The sequence below is a fragment of the Deferrivibrio sp. genome (assembly GCF_055117995.1).
In genome coordinates, this window is sequence record NZ_JBSQOT010000003.1 from 15,625 (window position 1) to 29,208 (window position 13,584).

General features: G+C 34.4%; 10 protein-coding genes and 1 pseudogene. 4 read left to right on the forward strand and 7 right to left on the reverse strand.

Features of this window, described 5'->3' with window-relative positions:
- Positions 1-80 precede the first annotated feature (80 nt).
- Together ACTCAF_RS01540 and ACTCAF_RS01545 are read left to right on the forward strand one after the other, a co-directional pair.
- A complete protein-coding gene (locus ACTCAF_RS01540; protein WP_463061542.1) occupies positions 81-482 on the forward strand; it encodes an RrF2 family transcriptional regulator in 402 nt (133 codons plus the stop codon).
- A 167-nt stretch (positions 483-649) separates the two neighbouring features.
- On the forward strand, positions 650-2,767 hold the full coding sequence (locus ACTCAF_RS01545) for a vitamin B12-dependent ribonucleotide reductase (protein WP_463061543.1): 2,118 nt from the start codon (positions 650-652) through the stop codon (positions 2,765-2,767).
- Here ACTCAF_RS01545 and ACTCAF_RS01550 read toward each other — a convergent pair.
- Positions 2,680-5,358 (reverse strand): annotated as a pseudogene (locus ACTCAF_RS01550) (pilus assembly protein); the annotation flags it as partial. The gene ACTCAF_RS01545 and the pseudogene ACTCAF_RS01550 overlap by 88 nt on opposite strands.
- Positions 5,359-5,789: 431 nt before the next feature.
- On the opposite strand from ACTCAF_RS01550, the gene ACTCAF_RS01555 reads away from it, so the two are divergent.
- On the forward strand, positions 5,790-6,329 hold the full coding sequence (locus ACTCAF_RS01555) for a 50S ribosomal protein L11 methyltransferase (protein WP_463061544.1): 540 nt from the start codon (positions 5,790-5,792) through the stop codon (positions 6,327-6,329).
- Here ACTCAF_RS01555 and nspC read toward each other — a convergent pair.
- From nspC to murJ, 6 genes are read right to left on the reverse strand one after another with little or no spacing between them, the layout of a single operon-like run.
- Positions 6,324-7,493 (reverse strand): carboxynorspermidine decarboxylase, encoded by a 1,170-nt coding sequence (gene nspC / locus ACTCAF_RS01560; RefSeq protein ID WP_463061545.1) that lies wholly within the window; start codon positions 7,491-7,493, stop codon positions 6,324-6,326. The two genes, ACTCAF_RS01555 and nspC, sit on opposite strands and share 6 nt — an antisense overlap.
- The gene (locus tag ACTCAF_RS01565) at positions 7,490-8,707 is read right to left on the reverse strand and encodes a saccharopine dehydrogenase family protein (protein ID WP_463061546.1); all 1,218 of its coding nucleotides are present in this window, start codon (positions 8,705-8,707) and stop codon (positions 7,490-7,492) included. Before ACTCAF_RS01565 ends, nspC begins: the two co-directional genes overlap by 4 nt.
- A gap of 11 nt (positions 8,708-8,718) precedes the next feature.
- Entirely contained in the window at positions 8,719-10,563 is a 1,845-nt protein-coding gene (speA, locus tag ACTCAF_RS01570; protein WP_463061547.1) for a biosynthetic arginine decarboxylase, read from the reverse strand.
- A 3-nt stretch (positions 10,564-10,566) separates the two neighbouring features.
- Complete coding sequence (locus ACTCAF_RS01575; RefSeq protein ID WP_463061548.1) at positions 10,567-11,187, reverse strand: MBL fold metallo-hydrolase; 621 nt, start codon at positions 11,185-11,187, stop codon at positions 10,567-10,569.
- Positions 11,188-11,203: 16 nt separating this feature from the next.
- Positions 11,204-11,650, reverse strand: coding sequence for a D-aminoacyl-tRNA deacylase (dtd, locus tag ACTCAF_RS01580; protein WP_463061549.1), 447 nt, complete (start codon positions 11,648-11,650; stop codon positions 11,204-11,206).
- Positions 11,647-13,137, reverse strand: coding sequence for a murein biosynthesis integral membrane protein MurJ (gene murJ, locus ACTCAF_RS01585; RefSeq protein ID WP_463061550.1), 1,491 nt, complete (start codon positions 13,135-13,137; stop codon positions 11,647-11,649). Before murJ ends, dtd begins: the two co-directional genes overlap by 4 nt.
- A 125-nt stretch (positions 13,138-13,262) precedes the next feature.
- Between murJ and ACTCAF_RS01590 the strand changes: the two genes are divergently transcribed.
- Positions 13,263-13,544: an integration host factor subunit beta gene (locus ACTCAF_RS01590; RefSeq protein WP_463061551.1), complete on the forward strand. Its 282-nt coding sequence runs from the start codon at positions 13,263-13,265 to the stop codon at positions 13,542-13,544.
- Positions 13,545-13,584: the final 40 nt, after the last annotated feature.

The window sequence follows — 13,584 nt, forward strand, 5'->3', positions numbered from 1 at the left end:
TAAATCGAAATTGGTTGACTTTTAGTTTAATTAAGACTATTATGGTCTTAATTAAAGATTCAGGTTAATGGAGTACGTCTATGAAAATAACAAGGGCTGGCGACTATGCCTTAAATGTGATGGTATATATTGGTTCCCAAGAAAAAAATAAATTGTTTATGAGAAACGAACTTTCTGAAATATGTGGTATACCTGACAGTTTTTTAGGTAAGATTTTGCAATCACTTGCAAGAGAAGGGATTTTATATTCTGAAAGGGGTAAAAAAGGTGGGTTTAAACTTTTAAGAGATCCATCTGAAATTACTCTATATGAAATAATTAAGGCTGTGGAAGGGGATATAAAGATAAACGATTGTCTTGTAGATTCAAACTTTTGTGCTGGGCTTTCCAACTGTAATATACATTCAGTTTTGAATAAAATTAGAGATTCATTTATTGAAGAGTTAAAGAAATATACACTTGAAAATATTATTAAAGGTTAAAAAGTTAAAAATCTACATATTCTAACTTATTAATAAATAAGATTAAAATTTATTTATATTCGTATCATATAGTTATAAGACCGGACATTATTTTGTATTGAAATTAAAAAAATATAGGCTACAATCGAAAAGCTTGTCTTCAAAAAAGCTATATCGGAGGAAAATTAATGATTAAAACAGATTTATTAGAAAAATTAAATAAAGAGCCAAAATTATCTGCTAATGCTATTACTGTTTTGAAGAAAAGGTATCTAAGAAAGGATGAAAGCGGCAATGTTGTGGAGACGCCTCAGGGGATGTTTCAGAGAGTAGCAATAAATATTGCTACTGCTGAATTAAAATATGGCTTCGAATCTAAATATGAAGAGTACGCATTTAAATTTTATGATATGATGGTTGATTTAAAATTTTTGCCTAATTCACCTACGCTTATGAATGCAGGCAAAGAGTTGCAGCAGTTGTCAGCGTGCTTTGTTTTACCTGTAGAAGATTCACTTGATAAGATTTTTGAGTCTGTCAAGCATACAGCACTTATCCATAAGTCAGGGGGAGGTACAGGGTTTTCTTTTTCAAGGCTTAGACCAAAAGACGATGTTGTAAAATCGACAAAGGGTGTCTCAAGTGGTCCTGTATCCTTTATGAGTGTCTTTGATTCTGCTACTGAAACAATAAAACAGGGTGGTACAAGGCGCGGTGCAAACATGGGGATTTTAAGGGTGGATCATCCTGATATTATGGAATTTATTTATGCGAAACAGGATAAAAGTAAGCTCACAAACTTTAATCTTTCTGTAGCTGTTACAGAAGAATTTATGGAAAAGGTTTTAAAAAATGAAGAATATGAGCTCAAAAATCCGAAGACCGGTAAAGTTGTGAAAAAATTAAATGCAAAAGATGTTTTCGACCAGATGGTCAAGCTTGCTTGGGAAGGTGGTGATCCAGGAATAGTTTTTATTGATAGAATAAATAAATTTAACCCAACACCTAATGAAGGGGAGATAGAAAGTACTAACCCTTGTGGTGAACAGCCACTTTTACCTTATGAATCATGTAATTTAGGTTCAATTAATCTTGGTAAGTTTGTAAAAAATAATGATATTGATTGGGATGACTTAAAATATGTAATTCATACCGGTGTAAGATTTCTTGACAACGTTATAGATATGAATTGTTATCCAATTGATGAAATAGACAAAATGACAAAGAAAAATAGAAAAATAGGACTTGGGGTAATGGGTTTTGCTGATATGCTTGCATTGCTTGATATCCCTTACGACTCTGATGAGGCTATAGGTTTGGCTGAAAAGGTCATGAAATTTATTCAGGATGAAGGTAGACTTGCTTCATCTGAGCTTGCAAAAGAAAGGGGCAATTTTCCAAATTTTGAAGAAAGTATTTATCCTAAACTAGGTTATGAGTATATGAGAAATGCAACAGTTACCACTATTGCACCTACAGGTACAATATCTATCATTTCAGGTTGTTCTAGCGGAGTTGAACCGTATTTTGCAATTGCCTTTTATAGAAATGTTATGGATAACAACAAATTGGTAGAGGTCAATCCGATATTTAAAGAAAGAGCAAAAAAAGAGGGCTTTTTCACTAAAGAGCTTATGGATAAAATAGCTAATGCAGGTACATTACACGATATTAAGGAGATACCTTCCCACATAAAAAAGGTCTTTGTTACGGCACATGAAATAGCTCCAGTATGGCATGTCAAGATGCAGGCTGCATTTCAAAAATACACCGATAATGCCGTAAGTAAAACTGTAAATTTTCCCAATGAGGCGACGATTGATGATGTAAGGGATGTTTATATACTTGCTTACAAGTTAGGGTGTAAAGGGATAACGATATATCGTGATGGAAGTCGTGATGCACAGGTGATTAACCTTGGGACAAGGGAAAAGAGTGCTAAAGAGGAGGTCGTTCAGGAGTATCATGGTGTTTTTAAGCCAAGACCAAGACCAAAGGTGTTGTTTGGTAAAACTCTCGAGATGATGACCGGCTGTGGTAAATTGTATGTTACAATTAACTTCGATGAGAACAATGAGCCATTTGAAGTGTTTACAAGTATGGGTAAGGCCGGAGGCTGTGCTCAGAGCCAATGCGAGGCCATAGGAAGACTTATTTCACTTGTTTTTAGGTTAATAAAGTATATTTTAGCACTGTTTGATGTACTAAGAAAATTTTTTCCATCAGGATCTAAAGGCCCGCTACCAACTACTAAATACCAGCTTCCTTTAGATGTTTTATCTCCCTGTCTAATTATTGAAGGGTAAGATAGTGTGAGTGTATTATCTGGTAGTTGGTATTCCCACAGTAATTTTGGCTGTTCAGGTGTTGTAACATCAATTGCAAATATAGAAGAGCTATACGTATTATCAGTAATTATTTTTTTACCACCGAACCCCATCATTCCGATTAAAACTGTCCTCCAAGAATCCTTTTTATCTTGTTCATCACCAATTGAAGCATCAATTAGCATAAACCTGTAATCAACCTTAGGTACGTGGCATGCTTTCCCTTCTTCAAAATACCATTGTAGATATGGTAACGCATTTTTAGGGATAAAAGCCCATAGCTCTTGGCCTAAGCTCGTGTTGTTGTCAGGGTAAACTTCAGCAACAGAATTAGAATCACTACTATCTTTTATTTTACCACTGGCAAATGCATGAAGCATGCCATCATTAGCGCCAACAAATAATAGATTTTCTCTTTTTGTAACTATATCAGAATTTACAAATGAATGGTAAGTACTATCATTGTAAATTAAATCATAAGCATTGACCTGTTGGTTTTTTAAAACAATTGGTGTTGAGTTAATAATATCTCCTAATTTATATACTCCACTGCCAGTATTCCTACTTCTTGTATCAGAATAATCAATCCCTCTTATGAAGTTTATTAATTTTTCTGTTGATGATGTATCAAGCCCCCAAACGTTAGAAATATAATTAACTGTATCAGAGTTTGTATTAATAAAATTATTGTCTAATGTATATGTACAATTAACTGTACAATCTTTATTATATGCTATTTTTCTATTTTCTGCATTGGTGTTTTTTAATACACTAGCAGCACTCCAGATTGGATTTAGATTTTTAAGGTTGTATCCATCTCCGCTTGGTAAATCACATGAATCAGGGATAAGATCAGAGTCACTGTCATCAATTTTAAATCCTCTCGTTTCTCCAAGTGTGTCTAAAAATTTAAAAATCAAAATACTATCAGTGGCTAACTCTAACTTATTATTTTCATTAGAATCCTCTCTTATATTATCCTTATCATCAATGAAGTAAGTTTTTATATCACCAATCCAATTTATTTGAGTATTATTATCTTCAAATTGTGGATAATAATAAGCTTGATAAAGCATCGAAGTTTCACGCTTTTCTGTAGAAACCGTTGCTATAGCAGTACCTGAATTTGCTCTTTTTAATATATCGTCAAATATTGCTATTAATTGTTCTTTTAATTCTAGAGCATTTTTTGCACTAAAAAAAGTATCTGGCAATCCATCTGGGCTTGACGTCCTATTTAAATTATCTATTGCATCCCAGTCTGAGTGAGAAGAGGGCAAAGTTTCACATGCGCTACCTTTGCCATAACCAGCATCAACCATTTGGCAACTATTATCTGGGTAGTCTGATGTTCCCCCTGGCCACTCGGAACCTGAAATATCTTTATCAAATGCACCATACATCGCCACATTTTGCAAAGAAGTTATACCTGTACCTTCAAGAAACATTCCAAAAGAATATACTGCATCTATATTTACAAAAATATTATCCTTGTTTCTTATACCACCAAGATGCATCTTGTGTGCAGGAACAACTGGATCCGGTGAATTGCCATTAATATCAAGGTCATCAATATTATTTGAAGGAGTATTCCATTGTCCATCTGATGCAAGTATTACATAATTACTAGAACATGGTGCAAATTGACATTTCAATCCATTACCATCTCCATTATTGCATATCCACAAAGGATCTTTAAAATGATTTGAGTTATCAGATCCTTTATCAGGGTCTAATCCTCCATATTGAGCATCATTTTGTAAGTAATAATTCCAAACATCCCACATAGCAGGCCCTGAAGGGGTACTACCACTAACTGTAACGGTATTAATGGAAGTTATTAAATTTTTATAAGGATATGACGTATCAGTGCTATTTGCAGTCAAAAAATCACCAACATAAACGCTTCTTCCATTATTAGAAATACCATTACCTGCGAAAAACATAATTCCTATTCTAGGTCTATTTTCTTTTTCTTTAAGCTGATATAGGACTGCATCCATAATGCCATGATGGCTTGTGTTATCATACAAAGGTAGTTCTATTTTAATACCATTATAACTTTCAATAGTACATGTGTTTCCTGTACAAGCTATTTCAGGATCACACTTTTGAGTATTACCAACTGCTCCTGGACATTCTGCAGGTACACCACCAGTCATTGCCCACTGAAAAATGTCAATACGTGTCATATAGTTCCAGTTTAAACAAGAACCGCTGGCAATTGTATTTACACCAGGATTAGTATATTGCCATAAGTTCTCATCACAGCCAGAGTGAGTTACATTTGTTTCTATCCATTTATAACTATTATTAACTTTTACAAACTTGTAAACTTTTTTTGGGTCAAATAAACCTTCGTAATTTTTACTTGAGTCATATTTTTCATAATATGCATACCAACTCATACTGCCGCTAATATCTAAAGCAATCATAACTGTTGGAGGAACAGACGCAGTAAATGTTGCCGGTATGTAAGAATAGTCTGTACAGCTATTTGCTGAGATTGCTTTTTGAGCTTGTATAAAGTATAAAGAGAACAATAAAATATAAAATATTACTTTTTTCATTTAATCACCTCAAAGGCATTGAATTTAAATGGTGTAAGACATCTTTGCATTGATTTTCTTCTACTAAAACAGATATACTATTGCCAGGTTGTAAGTTATTTATAAAATTTAAATCATTTGAATATATCTTTACTTGTTTGTTGCAATTTCTATTATTAGGTTGTACGACAATATATTGGTTATTTTTTTCTATAACTGTCCCTATAATGATAAGATTGTCGAAAGCATTCAACAGTAAAGAATAAAATGTAAAAACAAATACAAAAATCATTTTCATAGCTCACCTCTTTGCTACTAATGTATATTATCTACCATAAAAAAATCGTGAAAATTTAAACTTTCCCAAATTATACCACAATTTTTTGTTTTGGTAAGTAAAATTTATGTGTTTTGGTTTGACATAAACAATTGTTTGCTGGTAATCTGGCTTTATGAATAAAGAGAGCGTTTTTTGTTACGAGATAAAAGGGGAAAAGTTTAAAATCATTACAGGTGCATTTGGTAGCGGTGAGCATGAAACTACCCTTGGGTGTGTGAAATTTATTGAGTCTCTTGATTTGAAAGGGAAAACGTTTCTTGATGTTGGATGCGGGACAGGGATTTTGTCGGTAGCAGCTTTAAAATGCGGTGCAAGGTATGCAGTCGCTTTTGACATATCTTTCAAAGCCTGTGAGACTTGCAGGGTAAATGCAAAACTTAATGATATTGACAATATTTATGTTGTTTGCGGTGACAACAGATGCATAGACTCAGATTTTGATGTAATTGTTGCAAACATATATGTTGAAATATTATTGGAGCTGATTGATTTCAATAAAAAATGTCTTAAGAAAAGTGGAACATTAATTTTATCTGGCATACCGGTTGAAGAAGCATATACCGTAAAATCAAGATATATTGATGCAGGTTTTATCTTTGAAAAAGCAAAGTACCATGAAGACTTCGTAACAATGCAATTTCAAAAACTATGAAATTCTGTTTTTATAATCAAAATAGCTGAAATCCTTTTGATATGTTATGTTAAAATTCCTGTCAAAATAAATTATTGAGGGCAGTTCAATCCCGTTAAAAGTGGTATTTTTAACAAAAGAGTAAAGTGCCATATCAAGAAGCACAAGCCTGTCCCCTATCTTTAATGGATTTTTAAACGAATAGGTGCCTATAAAATCCCCTGCAAGGCATGATATTCCACCAAGTTTGTAAGTATATTTGTAAACACCTGGCTTCTCAGCACCAATAATTTTTGGGGTGTAGGGCATTGCCAGCACATCTGGCATATGGGTTTCCGCTGAAGAGTCCAGAATTGCAATATCAATACCGTTTGAAATAATATCAAGCACTTCAGTAACAAATACCCCGGCATTCAATACCACAGCTTCGCCAGGCTCAAGATAAACTTGAATATTATCGTATTTTTTTCTAAATGTGTTGATAGTGTTTATCAAAAGATTTACGTCATAGTCATCTCTTGTTATATGGTGTCCACCGCCAAAGTTTACCCACTTAAGTTTGTTGATATATTTGCCAAATCTTTTTTCAAAACTTTCAAGTACCCTTACAAGCACATCTGCATTTTGCTCACACATAGCATGAAAGTGAAAACCATCCACTTGAGAAATGTCAAAATCTTTCAAATCTTCAGGATTTATTCCAAACCTTGAGCCAACTGCACAAGGGTCATAAAGCTCAACTTCCACTTCCGAATGGCCGGGGTTTACTCTGAGGCCTACCTGCTTTCCACTTAATTTTGCTGATTTTGCATATTTGTTAAACTGGTTTATGGAGTTAAAAATAATAAAATCTGAATATTGAAGCACCTCATCAAACTGCCTTTCTGTAAAGGCAGGGGCGAATGTGTGCACTTCTTTGCCAAACTCTTCTCTTCCAAGCCTTGCTTCTACCGGTCCGCTTGCACATACGCCGTGAAGATATTTTTTTATAATCTGAAATCCATATGGCTGGGCAAAAGCTTTGAGTGCAAGAATAATTTTGGCACCGGTACTTTTTTGAACATGGTCAAGTATCTGGCAATTTTCTTCAATTTTATTTTCACTGATAAGATAGCAGGGTGTTTTCACCCTGCCGGTAATTTCTTCAGGAAAGTATTTTTCAGCTAATTCTATAAATTTTTTCATTCTGGAAGGTTCCCTTCAAAATCAACAATTTCCCATGGCAAGCCATATTTATTAAGAGCTTCCATAAATTTGTCAGGGTCAAGCTGCTCTACATTAAACACACCTGCGCCTTTCCATTCTCCTGTCAAAAACATCATAGCGCCAATCATTGCAGGTACACCGGTGGTGTATGAAACAGCCTGTGCCTGCACCTCTTTGTATGCTTCGGCATGGTCGCATACGTTGTAAATATATTTTTTAAATCTCTTTCCATCCTTCTTGCCGTCAAAAACACAACCGATAACAGTCTTACCTGTATAATTTTCTCCGAGGGTGCCGGGGTCAGGCAAAAGTGCCTTTAAAAATTTTAAAGGAACGACCTTGCAACCTTCATAATCCACTTCATCAATTCTCGTCATACCGACATTTTGCAATACTTTCAGGTGAGTAAGATAATTTTGCGAAAATGTCATCCAGAAACGAATCCTTTTTAAGCCTTTGATATTTTTTACAAGTGACTCAAGCTCTTCATGATACAAAAGATAACTTTCACGTGGGCCAGCTACAGGATAGTCAAAAGTAAAATGCACTGAGCCATCTTCAATTATCGGTGGAGTTTCTACCCATTTTCCATCACTCCAGTGTCTGACCACCTGTGTAACTTCCCTTATATTGATTTCCGGGTTGAAATTTGTTGCAAAAGGATGTCCGTGATCGCCAGCATTACAGTCGAGGATATCGATATAGTTTATTTCATCGTATAAATGTTTTTGTGCATAGGCACAAAATATATTTGTTACGCCCGGGTCAAATCCGCAACCTAAAATTGCCATAAGCCCTTTTTCCTTAAATTTGTCCTGGTAAGCCCACTGCCAGCTGTATTCAAAATGTGCTTCATCTTTTGGCTCATAGTTTGCTGTATCAAGATAGTTTACACCTGCCTCAAAGCACGCATCCATAATGGTCAAATCCTGATAGGGCAAAGCTACATTTATTACGAGGTCTGGTTTGTATTTTTTCAATAATGTTACAAGCTCACTTACATTATCAGCGTCAACCTGTTCAACTTTGATATCTACATTGTAATTTTTTTTGACTTCTTTTGCAATTTGCTCACATTTTGAAAGTGTTCTGCTTGCAAGGCAGATTTCAGTGAATACTTCCGGTAGAGAGGCACATTTTTTTGCAACGACATTTCCTACTCCACCTGCTCCAATGATAACTACTTTTCCCATACCAACTCCTTTTATTCGTTTTTACATCCTGCAATTGTTTTAAGATAGCAGTTTTCACTTAAGAATACATAAAGTCTTCCCAAAGTGTATTTTTTTGTCTCATCGTCTATTAAGTCCGATTCTTCAATCTTCTGTTTCAGTCTTCTTTCCACATCTTTTATATCATAATCCATATCGTCAAGTATATCCAGAATATTTTGGGCTTCAATTATGTTTTTAATTTCGTAATCGCCATCATCATTAAATTCCACAGTAAATTCAGTGGGGTGGGTAAAAAGGTTATGCTGCATCCCCATAGTTTCCTGGTATGCTCCCACAAGGAAGAAACAGAGAAAATAATCCTCATCAGTTAGGTTTACATCGTGAAGAAAAAGAGGCTTTTGTGTGTCGAAAGAGATTTCTCCGTCACTGTCACAAGTAATGTCCCATAGGCTTGCAGAGCGTGTTGGTTTTTCATCGAGCTTTTCAAGGGGCATTACTGGGAAGTGCTGACCTAAACCCCAATAGTCAGGAAGGCTTTGAAAGATTGAAAAATTCAGGAGGTATCTTTCCTGTATCATATTTTGTATATTGATAATATCTGTCATATCCTTATTTTTAAGCAGGTCGACAGCTTTCTTGATTATAAGGTGTACCAGTATCTCCGTATTGCTTCTGTCAATTAAATCAATGTATCCAAGGTCAAAAAGTGTTAAAAGGGATTCCATATGGTCAAGGCTGTCGTGTAAAAATTCAACTGCATTATTTTCATTCATAATTTTGTAGAGTTCATAAAGCTCATCAATTAATGGCGGATTTTTTTCCTTTAAAATCAATTCTTTCTGGTCATATTCCTGGGAAAAAAGCTCCAAAACAGGGGTTACGACAACCGCATGGTAAGCTGCCACAAATCTTCCGGCTTCTATATAAATATCAGGCTCAGGAACATTTTTGTTTTGGGCAATCATTTTTAGCAAATAGACAACGTCACTTGTAAATTCCTCGAGGGTATAGTTTTTTTCATACATCCCCTTGTGCTGGCTGTATTCGACAGCAAGCCCACCGCCTAAATCAACGGAATTTAAGTTTTTTGCACCCATTTTATACAATTCAGCATAAATATTGCCTGCTTCTCTGAGTGCCTTTTTCATAGGAGAAATCTCACTAATCTGTGAGCCAATATGAAAATGTATCATTTTGAACTGCTCAAGCATATTTGCAGACTTTAACATTGTCATTGCCTCAACCAGCTCTGCAGAAGTAAGACCAAATTTTGAATTAATACCTCCACTTTTTGCCCATATACCTATACCTGAGCTGTGCAGTCTTATTCTAAGCCCAATATTTGGATAAGGTGGTCCCATTTCTTTGGCTACTTCCAGAATGGTTTCAAGCTCATTTATCCCTTCAATTGTGATTGTGATATCGTGCCCCATCTGGGCTGCTATAAATCCCAAGGAAATCATCTCTTTGTCTTTAAAACCATTTACGACTATCGGACTGCCAAGATTTGTATAACTCATTGCAATTATTAGCTCAGGTTTACTTCCCGCTTCAAGTCCGTAGTTGTATCCATTGGTCATATCGGTAAGGGGGATTACAAAGTTTGGAAATTGATTTACTTTTAAAGGAAATACACCATTGAATCTCCCTTTATATGAATATTCCTTTATTGAGTTGTTAAAACTGTTAAAAAGTAAATCGAGTTGACTTTTAATCAGATGGGGAAAACGGATTAAAAGAGGCCCTTTGTACCCTTCGCTTCTAATTTCCTTTACAATGTCGACTATTGAAGGTTTTTTTCCATAATTTACAATTACTTTACCGTCTTTAATCTTAAAATAGTTTTTGGACCAAATTTTGATTCCGTAATCCATATTTTACCTCAAAAAAGGATTTGTCTTTTTTTCAAACCCTATTGTTGTTTTTTCTCCATGACCCGGTATGACAACCGTATCATCAGGAAGTGTGAAAAGCTTTGATTTTATACCTTTTACAAGAGCATCAAAGTCAGAATATGGAAAGTCTGTTCTGCCAACAGACAAATAAAACAAAGTGTCTCCGGAAATTACAATTTTCTGGTTTAGAATATGAAAACACATTCCGCCAGGGGTATGGCCTGGCGTTGCAAGTGCCTTTATTTTTATATTTTCGATTTCGAATATATCTTCGTCTTTTATATCTCTGTCAATTTTGGGAGCCTTTCTTGGCGGAAGGCCAAACAAGACTGCCTGTTTGGCTGTTTCTTCCATGATTTTTTCATCTTTTTTGGACATATAAAATGGAATGTTGTACTTATCTTTAAGCTCATCAACTGCACCGATATGGTCAAAATGGCCATGGGTATTGAGAATATAAAGTGGCTTTAGTTTGTTTTTTGTAATATATTCGTCAATTGCATTAAAGTCATCGCCCGGGTCAAAAATTATACATTTTCCATTTACTGAAAATATTGAGCAATTTACGTAAAGCGGTCCAACATCAAGAATTTGTAACTTCATAATTACACCTTTATAATTATTTTTTTTCCAAGATTATAGTTACAGGGCCGTTATTTACAAGACCTATTTTCATCTTTGCGCCAAAAATACCGGTTTTTACTTTATCCTGCCCTAAAATTTCTTTGCATTTATATATAAATTTTTCATAATATTTGATTGCTGTATCTGGTGGCATGGAGCTGGTAAAATCAGGTCTCATCCCCTTTTTTGTATCCCCTGCAAGCGTAAACTGGCTGACAATAAGGATTTCTCCGCCGATATCCTGAACGGAGAAATCCATTTTTCCATTTTCATTTTCAAATATTCTAAGCCCGCAAACCTTTTTTGCCATATAATCTATAAAACTTTCTTCATCATTTTTCAAAAATCCTGTTAAAATCAATAACCCCTGTCCAATTTCAGAATATATTTTTTTATCAATCTCCACATAGGCACTTTGAACTCTCTGGACACAACACTTCACTTTAAGACTCTCCTGATGTTTATGTTTAGCAACTTTAAACAAAGGAAGTAACTAATAGCAGAAATCGCAATGACAATCAATACGTTTAGATTATAATTTTTTAAAATAATTAGTATTGCTGACATAAAGAGTGTGGCAAAAATAAATTTTATAATCAGCCTTGAATTAGCCTTGAAGTTAAATTTATAGTCTTTGATATTTATGTACAGTAATAATGAGTTGACTAATGCTGCACAGGTAGATGCAAGTGCAATTCCAGAATGGGAAAGCCATTTTATAAATAGCAACATGAATATCAGATTTGCTATAAAGGAAATAAATGCAATTTTAACAGGTGTTTTGGTGTCTTTTCTTGAGTGAAATACTTTGGTAAAGAGGTTTACAAGGGAATAAAATATAAGACCTATTGAGTACATAATTAATGCTTCTGCTGTATTTTTTGTGTCTTCTGCACCGAAAAGGTTTCTTTGATAAATAAATTTTGTAATTTCATCTGAAAGAATTATTAGCCCGGCAGTTGCAGGAAGTATAATTAAAAATATTGCTGCAATTGATTTATCTATCAGCTGGTATTGTCTTTCGGTAGTATTTTCGGTATTTAGCTTGCTTAATTCAGCAAGCGCCACAGAGCTTAATGCTATAGAAAATACGCCAAGGGGGAACTGAAAAAGTCTATTTGCATAATATAAATATGAAATACTCCCTTCTTTTAGAAATGAAGCCACAATTCTTCCGATCGTAAAATTTAGCTGGCTTATCCCAACCCCGACTATTGAAGGAATAATCAAAAGGAAGGTTTTTTTAACATTGCCATCAATCTCTTTTTTGAATTCCATTTTGTATCCGAAATAATATGAATATATGAACAGCAACACAAACTGCAACAATCCTCCTACAAATACTCCGTAAGCAAGATAAAAAATGTTTCCGTTTAACTTCCAGCCTATGTAAGCACCAGCTATCATGGAAATATTCAAAAGTGCAGTGGAAGAATAAGGGATAAAGTAACTGCCCAAAAGATTTAAAAATCCGGCAAATATTGAGGATAAGCTTATAAAAATAAGGTATGGCATTACTATTTTCAGAATACCTGAAGCAAAAATTACCGTATCCTGGTCATTTACATATCCTGGCAAGAATATAATAACAAAATATCTGGAAAAAATAATTATTGTGAGAGTTACAAAGCCTACAAGAATAAAAAGATAAAAAAGCAGTTTTGTCATGTATGTATTTGCATAGTCACTCCCTTTATTTTTGTTTTCAGCTAATATAGGGAGGAAAGCAGATGAAAGGGCACCTTCTGCAAATAGTGCCCTGAAAAGATTTGGTATGGCAAATGCAACAAAAAAAGCATCGGTATATTTGGACGCACCAAAAAATGCTGCGACTGCTAAATCTCTGATAAGTCCGAATATTCTGCTCGTAAAAACCCCAAAACTGGAGTTGATTATCTTTTTAAAAAGGGTGTAATTTCTTTCTTTCAATGTTCTTCCACTTTAAATATATTATAAAAAAGACTAAAATTTACTTTACACATAAAATTATACACGTTATAATACGTTATAGTTGAAAATGGAAGCAATTTTATCTTTAAAGGAGGCTGTTAAATATGACCAAGTCAGAATTAATTGAAAAATTATCGTTAGAATACCCGGAGATGACCAAGAAGCAGGTAGAGTTCATTGTAAATGGTGTTTTTTCATCTATCAAAGATACCTTAAAAAATGGTGGCAAAGTTGAAATAAGAGGCTTTGGCAGCTTTAAGGTAAGGCAAAAGAGCGCAAAGACCGGAAGAAATCCAAAAACCGGCGAAAAGGTTCAGGTTCCTGCCAAAAAGATACCTTATTTTAAGCCAGGAAAAGAGATTAAAGAGCAGCTGATTAATCTGTAAAAATGTTTTTTTTGTAAACAATATTTGACTGTTTATTTAT

Excerpts from the sequence above, each read along its gene's own strand:
- speA (WP_463061547.1), bottom strand. The coding sequence starts at position 10,563 with ATGGATTACGGAATCAAAATTTGGTCCAAAAACTATTTTAAGATTAAA.
- nspC (WP_463061545.1), bottom strand. The coding sequence starts at position 7,493 with ATGAAAAAATTTATAGAATTAGCTGAAAAATACTTTCCTGAAGAAATT.
- ACTCAF_RS01545 (WP_463061543.1), top strand. The coding sequence starts at position 650 with ATGATTAAAACAGATTTATTAGAAAAATTAAATAAAGAGCCAAAATTA.
- ACTCAF_RS01575 (WP_463061548.1), bottom strand. The coding sequence starts at position 11,187 with ATGAAGTTACAAATTCTTGATGTTGGACCGCTTTACGTAAATTGCTCA.
- ACTCAF_RS01540 (WP_463061542.1), top strand. The coding sequence starts at position 81 with ATGAAAATAACAAGGGCTGGCGACTATGCCTTAAATGTGATGGTATAT.
- ACTCAF_RS01590 (WP_463061551.1), top strand. The coding sequence starts at position 13,263 with ATGACCAAGTCAGAATTAATTGAAAAATTATCGTTAGAATACCCGGAG.
- ACTCAF_RS01565 (WP_463061546.1), bottom strand. The coding sequence starts at position 8,707 with ATGGGAAAAGTAGTTATCATTGGAGCAGGTGGAGTAGGAAATGTCGTT.
- ACTCAF_RS01555 (WP_463061544.1), top strand. The coding sequence starts at position 5,790 with ATGAATAAAGAGAGCGTTTTTTGTTACGAGATAAAAGGGGAAAAGTTT.